Annotated in this window: 21 protein-coding genes; all 21 read right to left on the reverse strand. The window is 48.8% G+C overall.

The window, feature by feature from the left end; translation table 11 throughout:
• Nucleotide 1 precedes the first annotated feature (1 nt).
• Nucleotides 2–787, reverse strand: coding sequence for a TlyA family RNA methyltransferase (locus T488_RS0110075; protein ID WP_028520684.1), 786 nt, complete (start codon nt 785–787; stop codon nt 2–4).
• Nucleotides 774–2,672, reverse strand: coding sequence for a 1-deoxy-D-xylulose-5-phosphate synthase (gene dxs, locus T488_RS0110080; RefSeq protein ID WP_028520685.1), 1,899 nt, complete (start codon nt 2,670–2,672; stop codon nt 774–776). The genes T488_RS0110075 and dxs overlap by 14 nt, the downstream gene beginning before the upstream one ends.
• A 40-nt stretch (nt 2,673–2,712) precedes the next feature.
• A complete protein-coding gene (locus tag T488_RS0110085) occupies nt 2,713–3,603 on the reverse strand; it encodes a polyprenyl synthetase family protein (RefSeq protein ID WP_028520686.1) in 891 nt (296 codons plus the stop codon).
• A 2-nt stretch (nt 3,604–3,605) separates the two neighbouring features.
• Nucleotides 3,606–3,809, reverse strand: coding sequence for an exodeoxyribonuclease VII small subunit (gene xseB, locus T488_RS0110090; RefSeq protein WP_028520687.1), 204 nt, complete (start codon nt 3,807–3,809; stop codon nt 3,606–3,608).
• A gap of 4 nt (nt 3,810–3,813) precedes the next feature.
• Nucleotides 3,814–5,004 (reverse strand): exodeoxyribonuclease VII large subunit, encoded by a 1,191-nt coding sequence (gene xseA / locus T488_RS0110095; RefSeq protein WP_028520688.1) that lies wholly within the window; start codon nt 5,002–5,004, stop codon nt 3,814–3,816.
• Nucleotides 5,004–5,951, reverse strand: coding sequence for a peptidase M22 (locus tag T488_RS0110100; RefSeq protein WP_028520689.1), 948 nt, complete (start codon nt 5,949–5,951; stop codon nt 5,004–5,006). Before T488_RS0110100 ends, xseA begins: the two co-directional genes overlap by 1 nt.
• The gene (gene nusB / locus T488_RS0110105) at nt 5,944–6,360 is read right to left on the reverse strand and encodes a transcription antitermination factor NusB (protein WP_028520690.1); all 417 of its coding nucleotides are present in this window, start codon (nt 6,358–6,360) and stop codon (nt 5,944–5,946) included. Before nusB ends, T488_RS0110100 begins: the two co-directional genes overlap by 8 nt.
• On the reverse strand, nt 6,347–6,805 hold the full coding sequence (locus T488_RS17590) for a GNAT family N-acetyltransferase (protein WP_051536413.1): 459 nt from the start codon (nt 6,803–6,805) through the stop codon (nt 6,347–6,349). The genes nusB and T488_RS17590 overlap by 14 nt, the downstream gene beginning before the upstream one ends.
• Nucleotides 6,802–7,143 (reverse strand): Asp23/Gls24 family envelope stress response protein, encoded by a 342-nt coding sequence (locus T488_RS0110115; RefSeq protein ID WP_028520691.1) that lies wholly within the window; start codon nt 7,141–7,143, stop codon nt 6,802–6,804. Before T488_RS0110115 ends, T488_RS17590 begins: the two co-directional genes overlap by 4 nt.
• A gap of 99 nt (nt 7,144–7,242) precedes the next feature.
• Nucleotides 7,243–7,794, reverse strand: a complete 552-nt coding sequence (locus T488_RS0110120; RefSeq protein WP_028520692.1) for a SpoIIIAH-like family protein — start codon at nt 7,792–7,794, stop codon at nt 7,243–7,245.
• Between the two features lie 13 nt (nt 7,795–7,807).
• Entirely contained in the window at nt 7,808–8,335 is a 528-nt protein-coding gene (locus T488_RS0110125; RefSeq protein WP_028520693.1) for a hypothetical protein, read from the reverse strand.
• A complete protein-coding gene (locus T488_RS0110130; RefSeq protein WP_028520694.1) occupies nt 8,322–8,783 on the reverse strand; it encodes a hypothetical protein in 462 nt (153 codons plus the stop codon). The genes T488_RS0110125 and T488_RS0110130 overlap by 14 nt, the downstream gene beginning before the upstream one ends.
• Nucleotide 8,784: 1 nt before the next feature.
• Entirely contained in the window at nt 8,785–9,879 is a 1,095-nt protein-coding gene (locus T488_RS0110135; RefSeq protein ID WP_028520695.1) for a stage III sporulation protein AE, read from the reverse strand.
• 7 nt (nt 9,880–9,886) lie between these two features.
• Complete coding sequence (locus tag T488_RS19305; protein WP_242838324.1) at nt 9,887–10,213, reverse strand: stage III sporulation AC/AD family protein; 327 nt, start codon at nt 10,211–10,213, stop codon at nt 9,887–9,889.
• 56 nt (nt 10,214–10,269) lie between these two features.
• Nucleotides 10,270–10,467, reverse strand: coding sequence for a stage III sporulation protein AC (spoIIIAC, locus tag T488_RS0110145; protein ID WP_028520697.1), 198 nt, complete (start codon nt 10,465–10,467; stop codon nt 10,270–10,272).
• 9 nt (nt 10,468–10,476) lie between these two features.
• On the reverse strand, nt 10,477–10,980 hold the full coding sequence (locus T488_RS18785; protein WP_028520698.1) for a stage III sporulation protein AB: 504 nt from the start codon (nt 10,978–10,980) through the stop codon (nt 10,477–10,479).
• A 1-nt stretch (nt 10,981) separates the two neighbouring features.
• Nucleotides 10,982–11,887, reverse strand: a complete 906-nt coding sequence (locus tag T488_RS0110155) for a hypothetical protein (protein WP_028520699.1) — start codon at nt 11,885–11,887, stop codon at nt 10,982–10,984.
• Nucleotides 11,888–12,004: 117 nt separating this feature from the next.
• On the reverse strand, nt 12,005–12,904 hold the full coding sequence (locus T488_RS0110160; protein WP_028520700.1) for a carbohydrate ABC transporter permease: 900 nt from the start codon (nt 12,902–12,904) through the stop codon (nt 12,005–12,007).
• A complete protein-coding gene (locus tag T488_RS0110165) occupies nt 12,901–13,956 on the reverse strand; it encodes a carbohydrate ABC transporter permease (protein ID WP_028520701.1) in 1,056 nt (351 codons plus the stop codon). The genes T488_RS0110160 and T488_RS0110165 overlap by 4 nt, the downstream gene beginning before the upstream one ends.
• A gap of 106 nt (nt 13,957–14,062) precedes the next feature.
• The gene (locus T488_RS0110170; RefSeq protein ID WP_028520702.1) at nt 14,063–15,529 is read right to left on the reverse strand and encodes an ABC transporter substrate-binding protein; all 1,467 of its coding nucleotides are present in this window, start codon (nt 15,527–15,529) and stop codon (nt 14,063–14,065) included.
• A gap of 650 nt (nt 15,530–16,179) precedes the next feature.
• Nucleotides 16,180–19,455 (reverse strand): lectin like domain-containing protein, encoded by a 3,276-nt coding sequence (locus T488_RS0110175; RefSeq protein ID WP_196243299.1) that lies wholly within the window; start codon nt 19,453–19,455, stop codon nt 16,180–16,182.
• Nucleotides 19,456–19,495 lie beyond the last annotated feature (40 nt).

Raw genomic sequence — 19,495 nt, forward strand, 5'->3', positions numbered from 1 at the left:
CTTAAAGTTTACTGAAGGAGCTGTCTGTCAGCTCCCTGAAATCATGTATCACAGGCTCACCCGCGCTCCTGCGCAGCTTCACTAGATACTCTATATTTCCGCTTCCTCCCCTGACGGGAGAGAAGGTGTATTTTTCAGTTATAAAACCTATTGACGATGCAAAGCTGTCTATCTCAGAGAGCACGCGGATATGGACCTTCCTGTCCTTAACGATGCCCCGCTTTCCTATGTCGCTCCTGCCTGCCTCGAACTGAGGCTTTATCAGCACCGCAGCCACAGCACCCTCTTTCAGGAGCTCATAGACCTTGGGCAGTATCTTTGTAAGGGAGATGAAGGATACATCAACGGAGATGAAGTCCGCCTGTCCACCTATGTCATCGGCAGTGACCTCTCTTATGTCAGTGCCTTCCATGTTCACAACGCGGCTATCCTCCGCAAGGGACTGCGCCAGCTGACCGTGTCCAACGTCCACAGCGAAGACCTTTTCCGCTCCCTGACGGAGCATAAAGTCGGTAAAACCGCCTGTTGAAGCGCCTATATCGAGACAGATCTTTCCTTTAAGGTCAAGTCCGAATTCCTCGTATGCCTTTTCAAGCTTGAGGGCGCCCCGTCCCACATAGGTGTCGGTCTCGGAGGTCTCTATCCTGTCCTCCGGTGAGACCTCATCCGAGGGCTTTTTAGCGGCTTTGTCGTTGACAGTGACACTACCCGAGCGTATCATTTCCTTAGCCCGTTCACGGCTCCTTGCAAGTCCCCGTGACACAAGCTCACTGTCAAGCCTTGCCATTGTTTTTGCTCCTGTTTCTGATATAATCCGCCATCTTGACGTCAGTAAGTCCCAGCTTTTCAAGACATGACCTTACGGACGCCTGCTTTACGAAGCCATGGGCGGTAATTCTGCTGTAGTCTCCGCAGTAGCCCAGTTCAGAGAGTATATCTCCCACCTTTTCGGAAATACTTCCTTCGCCCTCTGACTCCTCAAAGAAGATAATGCGCTTATATCCGCTTATTTCGTCTCCCAGATCATCGTCCAGGGGGAATATCCTTGTGAGCTTGAGTATATCGCATTTGATGCCCTCAGCCTTCAGCGCCTGCTGAGCCTTGTACGCTTCGTTGTAAAGCCTTCCGTAGGTTATTATGAGAATATCGCTGTCTTCCTCGCGTATGAAAAGGTGCTCCGTTGTCAGGTGGAATTCGCTGAAATCCACCTTCTCAGCACCTCGTGGGTACCTTACGGCAGTAAGTCCCTTTTCGTCATATATAGCCTTTTTCATACACATCTTCATCTCGGAGTAGCATGATGGCGAGAATACAACAGTGTTGGGGATAGAGGTCAGCATGGGCACATCAAGAAGTCCCTGATGGGTCTCGCCGTCCTCGCCCACTATGCCCGCACGGTCAACTCCGAGAACAACATGGAGCTTTCCGATAGCAACGTCATGCACCAGCTGGTCGTAGGCTCTCTGGAGGAATGTGGAATATACCGCAAATACCGGGATCATTCCCATGGAAGCCAGTCCGCCCGCAAAGGTAACGGCGTGCTGCTCGGCAATTCCTACATCGAAGAACCTGTCGGGGTACTTGAAGTGGAAAAACTGAAGTCCCGTTCCGTACTTCATAGCCGCTGTGATAGCGCAGAGCCTGTCGTCCTTTTCAGCCAGTCTCACCAGCTCCTTGCCGAAGACGGTGGAATAGCTGTCAGCGGGAGCTACCTCGGGATTTCCCGTAGCTATGTCGAATTTCGAGATACCGTGATACTCTCCGGGATTCTGCTCCGCAGGTATATAGCCCTTGCCCTTGACCGTCTTGACATGAATGAACACAGGCTGATGATAGGACTTTGCCATGTGGATGACTTCCTCAAGCTCTGAGAGACTGTGACCGTTTACGGGTCCCAGATATATGAAGCCCATGTCCTCGAACATGGTGCTCTGTTCAAGAATGTTGGATTTTACCGAGTCTTTCACGTTCTTGATACCTTTGGCAACGCTGGTTCCCACAAGGGGTATCCTCTCCAGACCGCGCTCCACAGCCCTCTTGGTGTGGAGGTATTTCTCGGTGTTGCGCAGTGAGGTCAGGTATTTGGACACTGAACCCACGCTCTTGGAAATGGACATATTATTGTCATTGAGAATGACAATAAGGTTTCTCTGTTTGTCACGTCCGCAGTTGTTCATAGCTTCGTAGAACATTCCGCCTGACATAGCACCGTCACCTATTACAGCCACCGCATAGTTGTCCTTGCCCTGGAGCTTCATAGCCTCGGCAATACCGCAGGCTACAGACACAGAGGTACTGCTGTGACCGCTGATGAACGTGTCATGCTCCGACTCCTCGGGCTTGGGAAATCCCGAAATGCCGCCCTCCTGACGAAGCGTGGAAAATCGGTCCAGACGTCCCGTAAGTATCTTATGGGTATACGCCTGATGTCCCACGTCCCAGACTATTTTGTCCTCGGGGGAGTTAAAGTTGCGGTGTATAGCCATTGTAAGCTCCACAGCGCCGAGATTGGACGCAAGATGGCCGCCTGTCTTGGAAACAGTGGAGATAAGCACATTTCGTATCTCCTTGCACAGTGCCGAGCACTGGTTCAGCGTCAGCTTTTTAAGGTCCTGCGGCAGCTCCAGCTCCTCAAGAGTCACCTTATCATTGTTATTTATATTATCCTTCATTTTATACGAAATGCGGAGAATGCTCCGCAGCTCCTTTGCTTTAATTCTTTCTTCTAAGAAGCATTTCCGTCAGCTGTGTGAGAAATGCGTCATTGCCGAATTTTTCAAGGCAGCCGAGAGCTTCGTCTGTAACTGCGTTTGCTATTTCCTGCGCCTTTTCAACTCCGTAAAGAGCAACGAAGGTGGTCTTGTTCTCCTCCTCGTCGCTGCCTACGGGCTTACCCAGCTCCTCAGTGGTGCTGGTAACGTCGAGTATATCGTCTACTATCTGGAAGGCAAGTCCAAGCTTAAAGCCGTATTCGGCAGCAGCGGAAATGGTCTCCTCATCCGCACCTGCGCATATACAGCCCATCATACAGGAAACAGCAATGAGCTGACCTGTCTTGTGCCTGTACATATTGCGCAGATTTGCCTCGTCAACGTCGCTGCGATCCTCGTTCTCCATATCGATTACCTGGCCGCCTATCATGCCTGCTCTGCCAACAGCCTTTGCCAGACATGAGATCATCTTCACCTTCTTGTCGCTGGTGAGGTGGTCGTCATCTGCGATAATCTCGAAGGGCTGAACAGAAAGAGCATCGCCCGCAAGAATAGCCATAGCCTCGCCGAAAGCCTTGTGACATGAGGGCTTTCCGCGGCGGAAGTCATCATCGTCCATTGCAGGGAGATCGTCATGTATAAGCGAGAATGTGTGTATCATCTCGATAGCCGCAGCAGGTGCGCAGGCGTTCCTGTAGTCACCGCCAAGAGCATTGCAGAAGGCGTAGACCAGCACGGGACGGATACGCTTACCGCCTGCCTCCAGAGAGTAGTTCATGGCGTCGATGAGATTTTTCTGAGCCGCCATTTCCTCCGAATGAAGGTTATAATTCTTCAGGTTCTCCTCTGTGAACCTGATATACTCATTGAGTTTTTCCTTAATATCTGTCATATTCAATCCTCCGACGGAGCTTCTCCGCCGTCCTCCGTAATTTTTATCTGTGCGCTGTCAAGCTGCTTTCTGCACTCTGCCGAGAGCCTGACGCCCTCGCCGTAGAGCTCCACAGCTTTCTCCAGCGGGATATCGCCTTTTTCAAGCTCTGAGACTATCTGTCCCAGTCTTGTCATATTGTCCTCAAAAGTAACTTTCTTTGCCATTTTATCACCATTTATCAGTAATTTCAGCCTCTGCGCCGCCGCTTCCGAAGGTTATCCTGACCTTGTCGCCCTTACTTATGCTTTCGGAGCTGCTGAGCAGCTTGTCTTCCTTGTAGACCAGAGAATAGCCTCTTGACAGCACCTTCAGCGGACTGAGGCTGTCAAGCTTTGCTGCCGTTTCACCAAGCTGTCTCTCAAGCCTGTCCATGTACCGCAGAAACGCAGCGTCACGGCGCTTGTCCAGAGAGGAAAGTCTTTCTCCCGTCAGCTTCAGTCTGTTATCGGGAGACTGTGCCGCAAGACGGGCATTCAGTGCGATGAACCTGTCCGTGCTCCTGTCCAGTACCGCCAGGGCAGCCTTCTCATATCGTCGTTCCAGTATGCCTATCTTCTCATATAGAACAGATATATCGGGAGCTGCCAGCTCTGCCGCTGCTGACGGCGTGGGAGCCCTCAGATCTGCCGCAAGATCGGCGATGGTAAAATCTGTCTCATGTCCAACAGCCGAGATAACAGGCACCTTGCAGTTATATATAGCATAAGCCACCTTCTCGGTGTTGAAGGCGCTGAGGTCCTCGCTGGAGCCTCCGCCTCGTCCGACTATGATAACATCGCAGCCTGCGGCTTCCGCGCGGAGTATTCCCCTGCACACTGACTCGGGAGCCCCCTCGCCCTGAACAAGGGCATTCACGGCGTAGACCTCGCCTATGGGGTATCTCCTGGAAAGCACGTTTATGATGTCCCTCACCGCAGCACCGCTGAGGGAGGTGACCGCGCCTATCTTTTTGGGCATTGAAGGGATGGGACGCTTATGGGCAGTGTCGAATATTCCTTCCTTTTGCAGCTTTCGTTTCAGCTGCTCCAGAGCGGCTCCCTGAGCGCCTGCGCCCTCCGGGATAATATCGTTCACATAGAGCTGATAAGCTCCGTCACGCTCATAGACTCCTATACTTCCCGAAACTATAACAGCCATACCGTCCTCGGGAGCAAATTTAAGGCGTGACGCAGCACTTGCGAACATCACCGCCTTTATGGCGCTCTCGCTGTCCTTCAAAGTGAAGTACACATGACCGCTGCGGAAATGCTTCACATAGTTGGAGATCTCTCCGCGGACCATGATGCCCTGAATGTTCCTGTCATTTTTCAGTATAGAGCCTATGTATCTGTTTATCTGTGTAACTGTGATTACAGGCATCACTTTTCTCCTGTACTTTTAAGATATCCGTATATCGCCACACCTGCCGCATTGTCGCAGGAAAACTGCGGCTCCGCAAAGCCGGCTGAGGGGTATCGGGAAATTATCTTGTCGCGGATAATAACATCCGACATTACTCCTCCCGCAAAAACAAGAGGCAGCTCACCGTGCTTTTCCACGGCGTAAGCTGTCATGACGATAATGGTCTCTGCAATAAAATCAAGGCAGTATCTCGCTGTATTCTCGGGAGTCTCCCCGTTTTTCAGCATACTGCCGCACTTATTCTCAACTCCCGAAAGACAGCAGCTGCCGTCCTTCAGGACAGGTTTAACTTTATAGCGCTTGTCGGCACCTGCCGCCAGCTTTTCCAGCTCAGCGCCGCAGGGAAAACGCAGTCCAAGCATGACGCCCGTGCGGTCAACAGCCTGTCCGGCTTTCAGGTCAAGAGATGTACCGATCTCCGTTATGGAGAGGACATTCTCCCCATCGGGCTCACACAGCAGACAATCGGTAGTTCCGCCGCTGACATGAAAGGCGATGAAGGGCTCCTTCACAAGCTCAAGCCTGTCTGCGGAATAGAGTGCTGCAAGGATATGACCTATCTGGTGGGAGGTAGTGAACAGCTTTGCTCCCGTGACCGCCGCATAAGAGCGCGCAAAGCCCTCTCCGCAGAGAAAGCAGGGCATATATGATCCTTCCACATTGCGCGGTCTTGCAGACGCCGTCACAGTCATGGGAGTACCAAGACTGTTGTCACCGAAAAGCTTCTCGATCATATCGGGAAGCTGCTTTGTGTGATGGAATACCGCGTCGCTCTGTCTCAGACCCAACTCTCCCTCCTTGACGGGAAGGAGCTTCTTTGCTTGATATATCCTGTTTTCCTCGCTGACATAAACTGCCGCCGAGGTAGTATAATTGCTGGTATCTATACCGAGAAACTCAGGCATCGGGAGTCTCTTCCTTTCGGGTGTCTCTCGAAAATGCACCGAGAACTCCGTTGATGAAGGCAGTATCCTCCTGATATGTATACATCATGGAAAGCTTGATAGCCTCGCTGATAGCAGCATTCATAGGTGTATTGTCATCGTAGAGGGACTCATACATGGCAATGCGGAGTATAGCAAGATTTAGCTTTGAGATACGGGAAATACTTCTGGACTTGCTGTACTTTGCAATTATGCTGTCCAGCTCCTCGGCATGAGTGAGAGTTCCCTCAACGATCTTCTTTACCTCGTCATTGACGGTTATCTCCTCGATCTCCTCGGCGATCTCGTAGAGCTCATTTATATCATCGTCACGCAGAAGCTGTTCAAAAACCAGCTTGAATGCGCTGTCTCTTATTTCACGTCTTGTCATTTACATTCTCCTTTATTGTACGGTACATGAAAACCATACCGTCTATTCCTTCAAATCCGTTTTTCAGATAAAACCTTTCGCTTGGGTAACCTCTTGTAGTCATCAGAGCCATAGCCACAACGCCCTCACGGCGCATTTCATCAGCCGCATATTCCATGACAGCTGTTCCCGTGCCTTGTCTCTGTACTGAGGGCGACACACAGAACTCGTCTATGACGTACTCATCACCGTGGAGGTATGTGAGCCTCCTGCCGCAGAGTATCGCCTGTATCACACCGTCTTCTTCGGACACATAACCCACTGACCGGGGAGCTGACATGAGCTGAGAGATCCTTTCGGCTGCAAGCTCGGCAGTCCATTCCTCTTTCCATGGCTCCTTGGCGAAGGCAGAGCGGAAGACCTCAGCTGCTCCGCCAAGGTCATCAGGTCTGTATCTGCGGATCATTCAAAAACTACTCCGCTTACTGTAACGTTTACTCTTGCAACGGGGACGCCTGTCATATTCTGCACATTCTCCTTGACTACTGTCTGGACCTCCTGTGCGACATTACATGCCTTTTCGCCGCTCTTTATGACTATCTTCATGTCTATTGCCGCAACGTCGCCCATCATGCTGATCTTTATGGGACCGTTCTTTCTGAGCTTGCTCATCTTGCCCACTTCTCCGCCAAGACCTGCAACGCCCTTGACGTCCTGTGCTGCAAGCTTTGCAATTGCGATAAGCACATCCTCTGATATTTTAAGTCTGCTTGATACCTCAGGCTTCATCTCTTCAACTTCCATAATGGACCTCCGTTGGCACATATTTGGGTGTATTTTTTAATCAATACTGTGCTTACACCCTTACTATTATATTATACCAAATATTTTCGCTCAGTTCAACTATTTTACCTCAAAAATTCTGATATTTTCTGCGGGAACTTCCGTTTCCCCGAGAATTATCTCTTTTATAGCGGCTGCCTGAGACTTTTCCAGCCCCTCAGTCTTGACTACGATCTTGGCATTTTCCCCGTCAAGATAGGCGATACAGTCCTGAAAGCCCTGTGCTTTTACCAGAGATTCGATAGTTCCCTCGCTTTCGATGAGCTTGGAGACCTGAACCGCGTCCAGGGCATTAACTACCATTTCGTCCTCGGTGACGTCTCCGCCGCCTATCATGGTCTGTAGAGTCTGCACAGCTTCGTCCCGGTCCCTGAGCTTGTCGATACGTGCCTGTGCGAAGTAGTCCCCTGACACGGGCTCAGCCTCAGCGTTCACAAACTCGGTCTCGCCGTAGCGGACCTTCTCTGTCTCCTCCGAAAATACCGCGGAGCCGCCATCGTCGGGAAGCTTCGGTGAAGCGGTATAGTTTATGTAGACCGCCACCGCCAGCATGAGTGTGAGACAGGTCATGATTATCTGCTTTTTTCCGATGATAAGTGATGGTTTTTTCATAAGTTTTCTCCTTTTATCTTAGTTTTGCAACATAAATTTTTGCCGTAGAGATACCCAGTGCCGCAGAAGCAGCTTTGTACATCTTTTCCCTTACTTCTGCGCTGTCTCCTCCGTCGCAGACTATTACCGCTCCCGTAACATCCGGCTTTTCGATAGTCTCAACAAGGGGCGACTTCTCGCTTCCGCTGCCTGTCATAACGTATTTTTCCTCCTCCTCAGTCTTTCCCTCCGAACGGCTCCTGCGCCCCTCGGAAGCATAAACGTAACGCTCGCAGCTGCCGAAGGTAAGGTATACCCTGACATCACCTGCACCGTCTATGCTGCTGAGCAGCTCTCCGAGACGATTTTCCGTATCGCTTCGCAGCTCATCGGTATCGCCGAGACTCATGACACTCTCCTGTTTTTTCGCCTCAGCAGGCTTATTATCAGGCAGCAGCGATGAGATCATTATCAGCAGCAGTCCCGCAACTCCACAGACAGTCATGAATACAGCCCACTTCCTCTGCTTCAGAAGCTCCCTTGCTTTTTCAACTATCTCCATTCACGACCTCCGTTTCCTGCCCGAGACTGCTGCGTATTATTTCTGCGGCAGCTTCATTATCCGCAGAGCTGATAATGACTCTACTAATAATTATGCTGCCGTCCTCAAGAATATTAACCTCAGTCTCGATTTTTTCTGTCTCTATCCCTGCGGCGGACAGCTGTCCTCTGAGCACCTCCGAGATATTCTCCCCTGTATGCCTAACGAGCTCCGCATCACGTACCTGTTCCGCTTCGCTGTAATCCGTGCCGCTTCCCGACGGAATATCGGGAATTTCAAGGCTTACGGCACCCTCGGATATGACCGCGATCACCGAAGCTGCAAGTACCAGCTTAATGATGAGCTCTGCCTGAGCCTTGAGCTTTGTGCCCCCTGCTATCATGCGAAGTACGCAGATAAGTGCTGAAACCGCGCAGACTCCGCCTGCTGCTGATACTAAGTTCTCCATCTTAACCTCCTGCGGTCTGTAGTAATATGGCAGTTGACAGAATAAACATCACTCCGAAGCACACCAGTATGCACTGTGCTATTGCAAGACCATCGTCAAGCGCTTTAAGCAGCTTTGCCATGCTGTCTGCCGAGAAAAGCTCCGCCGCAGCTCCTCCCGTCCACAGTACGGCTCTGAAAACCATAAGCCGCAGCACAGGTGGCAGGAATATGAGCAGCAATGCCCCACAGCCTGCCGTACCAACGGTGCTGCGGATCATGTCAAAGCTTCCGCGAACTGTAGAATAGGCGTCGGACACTGCTCCCCCCACAACAGGGACCATGCCCGAAATAATGAAGCGTGTAGTTTTAGTGGAAGCACCGTCCGCCTTACCTGCAAGAGTACACTTCATTGTAAGAAACCCTGTAAAAAGAGTCATGGCGACTGTAACGCCCCAGGTTATCAGCTTCTTTGTCAGACGAACTATGCTGCCCAGGCTTTCACCGCCGAAAACGCTCCCCGTAACAGCAAGCATGACCGAGGAAGTGACTACCGGCATGAGTATCCCCGCTGAAAACTGGACAAAGAGCTCCGAAGCACCGAGGACTGCAATATCGTATATGCCCGCAGAGGTCACGCCCCCCATCGCAGCGGTTATTCCCGCAAAAACAGGTATAAAAACCGCAATGAAGCTCCCTCCCGTCTCAACGGCAGTGACAGTGTTTCCAAGTACGTCGAACAAAGGCGGAGCAATTACAGTCACGGCAGTGAGTACACTGACTGTGCCGAATATGTCGGCGGAATTCTCGAAAATACCGCTGCCTGCGCTTTTCAGGACTGCTGTAATGACGATCACAAAAATAAGCGTGCCAAGCAGTTTCGTAACATCGCCGACTTCAAAGCCGATCCTGTCAATGACCATGTCCTTGATCTCTTTGAAGTCAGCCCCGCTGAGCTCTCCGGTGTCAGATCCGATGTCATAATCGGCAAGTATATCATCGAGCTGAGAATAATAACTGTCGGCAGCGGAGTCGTCCTCCTCTCCGAAAGCGGTCATCGGAACTGCAAGCAGCGTAAGCAATATAGTTGTAAAAAGTATTCTGAAAAATCTGTACATGATCCACCTACATAAGCCTGTCCAAGAGAGAAAGAAAATCTCCCAGTACAGGCAGACTTATAGACACAAGAGCTGCTCTCCCCCATAGCTCGGCAGCAGCACCCATAGCTCCCTCACCGCTGTCACGACACAGCTGCGCCGAAATATGTGTAATACAGCAGATCGCCGCAGCCTTGAAAATGATATTTATGTAGTCCTCTGATATGCCTGCGGAGAGCATTTTAGTCCGAAGCTCCGCAAACGGAGACTCAAGCAAAACAACAGCACCTATCATCACCGAAGCCGAGACTGCTATGGAAACAGCAAGGGAATGCTCAGAGCAATATTGTTTCAAAACCAATGCTATCAAAGCTCCGCATATACAGAAAACTCCCACCGAAAAACAGCTGTCTACCATAGTCCGAAAACCGATTTGACCCTTTCAAAAAGGTCGCCTATCTCGTCTATTATGACAACAAGCACCACTATAAGCCCCGCAAGGGTGGTCATCATAGCCTGTTCCTCACGTTCTGCACGCTTGAGCACAAGATTGAGCACCGCCACAATTATTCCTGTCCCTGCTATCTTAAAAATCAGATCAATGTCCATTTTTCTACCTCAAATCAGAATTATTCCTACAGATACTCCTGCCATTACGCCCAGACTTCGGTAAAGCTTTCCTTTACGGAGATACTCCTCCCGTCTTTGCTCACGGAGCTCCTCCATTCGGACAAGCAGTGAAGCTATTCCGCTGAGCTGTCCTTCCGCGTCAGTAGTTCCCAGTATAAGTCCAAGCTCTGTAAGGACAGCTTTCTCCTCCGCAGGTATACTTCGGTCACGGATGAGTGCATTTCGCCAGCAGTTCCTCACATCACAGTCCGCAGAATACTCCTCGGGAAGCTCAAAAAGGAAACCGAGCTCAGACAGGCCTTCGCTTTTCAATGCCTTTATAATATTGAAAATATCCCTGCGGGAGCTCCTTATCATAGCAGCGCAAATCCTGAGAAGCCGTTCTGCATCGGTACATATCCTGACCCTATTTTTCAGCTTTTCCGAATAATATGCGCCGCAGAAAGCTCCGCTAAGTATGAGCATTGCAGCTGCCAGCAAGTGTAAAAGCATTTCACAGCCTCACGATCCTGTCTGTAATACCGGGAGCAGAAGCTCCTTTAAGAAAGACCAGACAATGAAAAAATCCGCTTTCGATCATTGATCTCAGCTCTGCACGTTTCAGAAGCTCCTTCTCGTTCTCTCCATGAGCAGTCACTATGAACCTGACACCGCAGCTGAGTCCGGATATAACTGCATCTGCGTCAGCCTGTGATGCGATCTCATCACAGAATATCACATCGGGAGACAGTGTACGAACCGCACACACTATTCCGCAGCTCCTGCTGCAATTGCTAATAATGTCGGTCATAGCTCCCACATCATTCTGTGCCCCGCCATCAGCAAAGCATGAGATCTCGTTTCGCTCATCTATAAGTGCAGTCTTGCGTATATTACCGTTCAGGCGGCAGAGCTCACGCAGCAAAGTGGTCTTGCCCGAGTTAACTCCGCCGCAGATAATAACGTTCCTGTCGTAGGTCTCTGAGAAAAGCTGTTCTGCACAGCCAAAAAGCTGTCTGGACAATCGGAAGTTCAAGGAGCAGAAATCGGTAAGAACAGAAGGCTCAGTGGCGGAATAACTCCCCGAAACACCGACTCTGACACCACGACCTATAACAAAATATCCCTCGGAAAGCTGCCTTGTACAGCTGTGCAGAGAGTAACGGCAAAGCTTGTCTATACATTCGGTGATGTCAGTTTTATCAGCAATGACCGAATTACTGCCAAAGGCAGCTGAGAGACCTCCGCCGGTGCTGAGAAACATTATCCTGTCAGGAAAAACATAAAATACCGGACCGTTTACGCGCAGTCTGATCTCCATAAGGTCGTCAGAACATCGTTCCTTTACGCCAAGTACCAGTGAACGCAGTTTCTGAGGGAGATGGTCCGCTATAACATCATAGCTTGTACTTTCTTTCATTTTCATCAGCTCCTTACACTAAATACTATGCACCTGCAATTCCCGATAGAACAAAAAAGGACGCCTAAAGCGTCCATAAAAAAACAGCACACCGAAGTGTGCTGTAATTTTTTTTGATCATTCCTTTACGCCGCCCAGAGCAACACCAGCGATGATGAATCTCGAAAGGAGTACGTAAGCGATAATGATAGGAATAATAGAAAGTGCAATTGCAAGATAGATAGCACCGTAATCATTGAACTTATCAGATGACTGGAGAGCGGAAACCATCATAGGGAGGGTCTTCTTCTTCAGATCAACACTGATGAGGATCATGTTAGGTGTATAGAAGTTGTTCCAGCTTGCGATGAAGGCGAAGATAGCCTGAACTGCTATAGCGGGCTTCATCATAGGAATTGCAATAGATAAGAAAGTCCTGAATTCTCCACAACCATCGATTCTCGCTGCTTCAACGATGTCCAGCGGGAATGAAGACTTCATGTATGACCTCATGAAGTAAACGACTGCGGGAGCCGCGATGGAAGGGATGATAAGAGGCCAGTATGTATTTGTAAGCTTAAGGTCTGACATAAAGCTTACGAAACCGGCTGAAGTAACCTGCATAGGTACCATCATTACAAGGAGGATAACCGAGTAAGCTACTTCCTTGAGCTTGAAGTCGTAAACGTGGATACCGTAAGCAGTAAGTGCTGAGAAGAAAACTGTGAGGAAAGTTGAGCAGCAAGTGATGAACAAGCTGTTCTTGTAACCTGCGAGGGCATTATAACAGAGCTTGAATCCGGGCTCGTTAAATACCTTGTGCCAGTTGTTCTTCAGATTAGTTCCGGGGATAAAGCTGAGTCCGTTTGCTATATCAGTATGTGTTCTTGTTGCATTGATAACAAGGATATAGATAGGGAGCAAACATATAATGGTAAGAATAACAAACCATATAAAAAGGATTGTTGACTTCAGTCTGATCTTGAAGTGGTAATTATCCTTTGCTTTTCCGTAAACAGATTTCATTTCATTACTCATAAGGTGATACCTCCAAACTGCTTACTTTCAAGCTTAGCCTGCTTAGCGATCTTCTTGCGCTGCTTCTTCTTAGCGATCTCATCCTTATCACGAGTCATGTAGAATGCGATAAGACCGAGTGCAAGAGTTATGAAGAACAGCAGAACTGATACAGCACCTGCATAACCCATCTTATTCTCATTAGCCTGAGCATGGAAGTACTGGAAGATCATTACAGCCACAGTCTTGAGATGATCCTTAACAGTACCTGTCTTAGTGTACAGGAAAGGAATATCGAACATCTGGAGACCACCGATCATGGAAGTGATAAGTGTATATGCCATGATAGGAGTAAGAAGGGGCAGAGTGATCTTTCTGAACACCTGTCCTGAGCTTGCACCGTCGATGCTTGCAGCCTCGAACAGTGAGGGGTTGATACCCTGGATACCAGACATAAGCATGATCATTGTATTACCAAACCACATCCATGTCTGAATGAACATGATAACGATTCGTGACTGCCATACACCCTCAATGAAAGGTACCGTATGATATAGAAGCGAAGCCGAATCACGTTTAACTATTCCCATCTTGTATAAGAGGAAATTGATAGCGCCCGGGTTAGTTTCGGACTGACCCATGAGCTGAAGGAAAAGTACAGCTACTGAAGCAGCTGTGATGATGTTTGGAAGGTACATAACAACCTTAAAGAAGCCCTTGCCCGGGATCTTTAACTGTGCTTCTGTAAACCATACAGCAAGAGAAAGTGAAAGAGCAAGCTGAGGAATAAAGTTACCTACCCAGAGGATAACTGTATTCTTCAGACATCTGAAGAAGCTCTCATGGATAACTCTTACTCTACGACCTTCACCGCCAAAAAGGACATCTTTATAGTTCTGGAGTCCTACCCAGTCTTCAACGGTCTTACCGTTGCCGTGGAAACTTACTATAAAGGTGTTGATCAGCGGCCATAACTGGAAAAAGAAATAAACAAGAAAAAATGGCAATATAAAAATATAGCCATACTTAGCGTAGCTGATAGACTTTATACGTCTCTGCGCGCCTGATGCCATAACACACACCCTCTCGGAATAATAGTACAGATAAATATACACCTACGGGATACATAAGTACCCCGTAGGCATATCTTCATTTGTTTCGTTTAATAATCAGAATAGATTAGTCAACGTCGAGATCGGGTACAGACTCAGCAACCTTATCCTTGAATGCTTCAACTGTAGCATCCCAGTCAGCGCCGCCTTCGAGGTAGTTCTCCTTAACAGCGTCAGCAAAGTTGCCCTTGATTGTAGCATCGTAAGGAGTGATAAGGCCCTTGAAGTCGATGTTCTTAGCATTCTCAGCGAGCTCTGCAAAGTAGTTCTGCTTGTCCTTGAAGTTGCCGGAGATCTTCTCGTTGAATACTGTGTCGCCAGCGATAAGGTCATCCATAACCTTTGAGTTGTTTACATACTCAGGCTTCTTTGTAGCGTACTCAGACATTGCAGCCTCGTCAGATGTAGCTGAGAGGATGAAGTCACGAGCCTCTTCGCCGTTATCAGTCTTGGGGTTAACAACGATCCAAGTACCGCCCCAGTAGAAAGGAGTCGGGCCCTGGCATACTGCCCACTTACCATACTGCTCGCCGCCTTCGCCGCCTGCAGCATCGAGGAAGAATCCACCGAAGCCCCATGTTGATACGAAGTAGCCCATGCAGTTACCGGATACACCAGCAGCTGTCCACTCATCTGTCCACTGGCTGTTCTTTGTGATACCGCCGCAGTCCCAGAGTTCCTTAGCTGTGTCAGCGAAGTTCTTGCAGAAGTCATCAACAACGAGCTTGTTGTCAACAACCCAAGGCTGTGTACGTCCGCAAGCGAATGCCTGCCAGAGACCGCCGAGTGTATCAGCAAGTGCAACACCGCCGCTTGTCTTATCAGAAATTGTCTTAGCAGCTGTTACGAAATCTTCCCAAGTACCGATCTGCTCCTGCATCTCTGCGGGGCTCTTAGCACCGAGATATTCCTCAGCGAGGTCAGCTCTGTAAGCGAAGCCGCCTGCTGCAGCCTGCCATGAGATACCCTTACGAACGCCGTTGGAATCCTTACCGATTTCGTCTGTGTAGCTGTAGATGTTAGCGAAGTCAGAATCGCCAAGACCGAGCTTGCTGAGAGGAAGTGTCTTCTCGTCATCGTTGATGTACTTGAGTGCCCAGTCAGCCTCGCAGAAGTAAACGTCGAGGTCGCTGCCGTCATTGAAGAGCTGGTCATAGTTCTCGGAAGCCTGGCCGCCGCCTACACCGAAGTCAATGAACTTGATGCCATCAACCTTGTTGTCAGCGAGGTCTGCAACTACTGCATCGTAGTCAAGGCCCTTCCACTGAGCGATGAGGTAAGGAACGTCATCGTGGTTCCAAGCTGCAACTGTGAATGTGTCGCCGCCTACGCCAACTGAGGGATCCATTGTGCCGCCATTCTCAGGCTCTGCTGTTGTTTCCTCTGCAGCTGTTGTATCTTCCTGAGGAGCAGCAGCTGTTGTTGCTTCTTCCTTGGGAGTTGACTCCTTCTTGTCATCACCACAGCTTGCGAATGCTGTAGCTGCCATTGCGAGTGTAGCTACTAAAGCTAAAGTTCTCTTAAGTGTGTTCATGAGATTTTTCCTCCTTAAATATGTATATTATACATCTTCGTGTATAATATTTGTGAATTAATGATTTTTGCGGGCAACATCGCGGCTTTTCTCTGTCCGATGATTGTGCTCACCGCTGACGTCCTGCAACCGAATGTCTTCCCTGCTTCTGTTCTTTGAAGCTATATCTTGGCTTTGTGCCATTAGCTTTCTTTTATCTGCGGCAATGTTTTTTTACTTCCGCTGACTTTCCTTTCAAAGCGGCGCTCCATCGCGAATGTACTCCGCGCTGTACGTCATAAGAGCCCTGAGAGTTCCGTAAGCTTCCGCAGCACATTCTGTAATCCATCAACCTCGGAACGTGATATCCTCCGTATCAGGTCGATACAGCACTGTGCAACAATTGCTTTTGCATTTACAAATATACCGTATTTTGCGGTCAAAGTCAATGCTTTGTATCGTTCTTTAATCATTTTTGGGCGTAATGTACATTTTAAACACTGATTTTTTGGCAATAATAACACAAATACAAGTGATTAAAAATATAAAGTTACAAAACGGTAAAAGACATTTTGACGTTTATTACACAAATACCGCTGCTTTCTTTTATACCTATTGCCCAACGAGTACAAAATTCCGAACCGCTTCTGTGCAATTTTTTGTGAGGTTCTTCAAGTTCTCATTTCCCAGTATTCATCTGAAACAGAATTCTCTGCATAGACTGCAAGTATCATCGAAGCGTCCAGTGCATTGGTCTTGCCGTCATCGTTCATATCGCCTATATAGGCAAAATAATCATTGAGAACGCCGTTTTCGCCAACAGATATTTCCGCATAGTGGGCAAGAACGGTCGAAGCATCCAGTGCATCTATCCACATGTCAGCATTCACATCGCCCTTTTTACATGGTATAAACTCAACGCCCACAGAAGCGAAGCTGTTATCGGTAGCCGCATATCTTATTATGTAGACACTCTTCTGATAAAATTCATCAACAGGAAGATAATCCGACGAATAGTACGCCTCTACGTTTGCGTAGGGATCCGAACAGTAGCGCTTTTTCAGAAGATCTCTGAAGGTCCATGAATCATATCCGAAATCCGCGCCTACTCCTTCCATGAGACCTGAGGGCATATAATCCTTGAATCCTCCTTCATACTTCTCCGGGTCCTTTATTTTGAAGATGCCGTCCTCTGCTTCGTAGATCTCTTTCAGATCGGGCGGAGTCGTAGGTGCCTCGGGGATCTTATAGGTCACGCTCTCGCTCTCCATATACTCGGAGTCTGCTGCAGTTTTCAGAGTAATAGTCTCGCCGGGAATAATCTGGATATAGTATTGCGGCACATCTGAGCTGAAGAATTCGTCACCGGAGATTATTCTGGCTGAATTTGCCATATAGTTATCCTTGGAGCCGTCGCCGGTGGCGATCAGTATCCTGTCCGCCAGTTTCTTGCTCAGAGGCCCCAGTATCTCATTCCTGTAGTCTATCTTGAGCTCGGGGATAACAGGTCTCTCATTTATATAGAGCTTCATTTCCCTGCCGTCTTCTATAAGGGTAAGCTCCTGCCCCACGTACTCGGTTATAGAGTCGCCCACGAAAAGCTGTTTTCCGTCGGGGGCTATGATCTGATCCACATAGCAGTGATCTATTATCTCCTTCTCCATATCCAAGCCTATCATGACTCTGTTCACATGGACGGTGATGACCTCATCTGGAAGCCCTGCACCTGTAAGAGTAAGCTCAATATCGTTGTTGCCGTAGTCTACGGGGATATGCCTCAGCCATTCAAAACCGCCGTGATACTCGCCGTTATAATTTACAGCGTAATCAGTTCCGCAGTAAAGGGATATTTCCTCGGCTGAAACAGGCAGCTCTACGCTGTATTCCGTATCAGATACCCTGTTGAGATACCTCATCTTGGTATCTATCCTGTTTTCATCAGCCTTATATCCTATCCAGTTCATTACGGGTCTGTGGGGCTTGAATTCGCGGAATGAGATGTTATTGAGATACATCTCCTCCACGGTATCACCGTAAACGGAAGACATATCCTGATAAGCCGCCACCCTCATATCCTTTGTGACTGCAAAGGGCTCTGTGTAGGGCTTATACTCCTCATTATCGTTCTCGCGGTAATATATGGTACCGCCCTCAACACCTGAATAAAGGCTGATCTTTTCATCTGCATTGACCATTCCTGCGGGATGAGAGAACTTCACCCTGGCAATCGAATCACCGTACACCTTTAATGTAGCATTTCCAAAGATACACTTAACATCGCCCTTGGCAAAAAGCCTTGTGAAATAGCCTTCGTCTCTTGCGGCGTCCTCAAGCAGCTCAGTATCATCCTCCTCCAGTCCGTCATAGAACTGATAGATGAAGGAATCCAGCAGTGCCTGCTTTTGCTCATCAGTATAGACTTGTGTCATTTTCTCATCTGTGACATCAGTCCAGTTCTCTCCGTCAGAGCTGATATAGCTCTGATTCCAGAACGTATTCCTGAATATCTGTTCATACTTGCAAGCTGTTATGTCCGTCTTCTTGCCTTCGCTGTCCTCAACATAGAAGCTGCTCTCGATAGGTATTACGAAGGGTGAATCAGGGCAGTACATCTTCACCACAACTCCGAATGTACCGTCATATCCGAGTATAACAGGCTCATCAAGATCAATAGTGACAAAGCCCGTCATATCGCTGACCCCCGATGTTACCTTCGAGGGAGTACCCGACGATGGAACTACGGGATCGGTAAGATCGGTGTATATGGTTATCTCATACTCTGTACCCGCATTGTAAAAATAGGTGCCTATCGCACTTATCTCCGAATAAGGGTTGCCGACATATATATCCGCCATGTAGGAGGGCTCGTTCACCTCCGGTGAATCATTAGCCGACATCGCAATCGGGGCGAAGCTGTCATACTGATATATGGTCTCATACTCGTCAGCGTCGTCCAGTTCAAACACCGCGAAATCAGATACGGAGCGGTCATAATAGGACAGCCAGAAATATCCGTTATCGCCTTCATCTGTACCCCAGCTGTTCTTACAGAGCCACGCTCCGTCTCCTAAAGGTCTGTTCTTGAACTTATCGGCGGAAAAGCTGTCGTCCCAGCCGACTATGGTAACGGCGTGATTGATAAATCTTGGTTTCCTGGTGGTGTAGGAGCTGTTGTATGTCCCCGACCAGTTCTGTGTCTTGCTTGACATATAGGAAGCACTGACTGATCTGCCATTGTAGACGAAGTCCTTGATGGTGTTGTTTATCTCTTCAAAATTTTCCCTGTCGTGGTCATAGTCAAAGCAGTAGGCATTTCTCAGATGATAGTCAGACTGACGCCGCATATAATCAACCATATTTCCATCATTAAAGAAATCAACGTTGGCATAAGGCAGCCTGCTCTCGCTGACAGGTCCTATCCACTGTGACCAGAGATTTTCGACCATTTCCGTAGTTCCGCCCTCGTTCAGGGTCTCATGGAGATTCTTTCCGAAGAGCTGGATCTCGTCATCGCCGTAGTAGTTGTAAAAAGCCGTATGAAGCTCCGAGAGGTCGATATGGGGCTCATAGGCAATAAGGCTCGACTGAGCGCTCTCGACAGCAGCATGGACCCAGCAGGTGCCAAGCTCGTCCTGATCCTTCACCTCGCTGATGCCGAACACCTTCCTCATATCAAATGCGGAAGGATAGCTCGTCTCACTGCCTGCCCTGACATTTTTGCTTATGGGCGTATACGGAGCCGTAATGCTCATGGTCATGTCTCCGCCTACGCTTGGCCTGAGCACAGGCATCGCAAGGCAGCAAGTCTGCGATGAGACAGCTGCTCCTTGTTTGCTTTCAAATAAATCGATCAAAGAAGTTTCGGCATAGACCGCTGATGGTACTGCTGCTGTCGAAATAATCACAGCAGTCAGCGCAGCTATCATTCTGCCTGTTTTTTTTCTCATATCCCTGCCCCTTTCTGTCATATATGACTATTATAGCACA

It is taken from the genome of Ruminococcus flavefaciens ND2009 (assembly GCF_000621785.1).
Lineage (GTDB): Bacteria > Bacillota > Clostridia > Oscillospirales > Ruminococcaceae > Ruminococcus > Ruminococcus flavefaciens_C.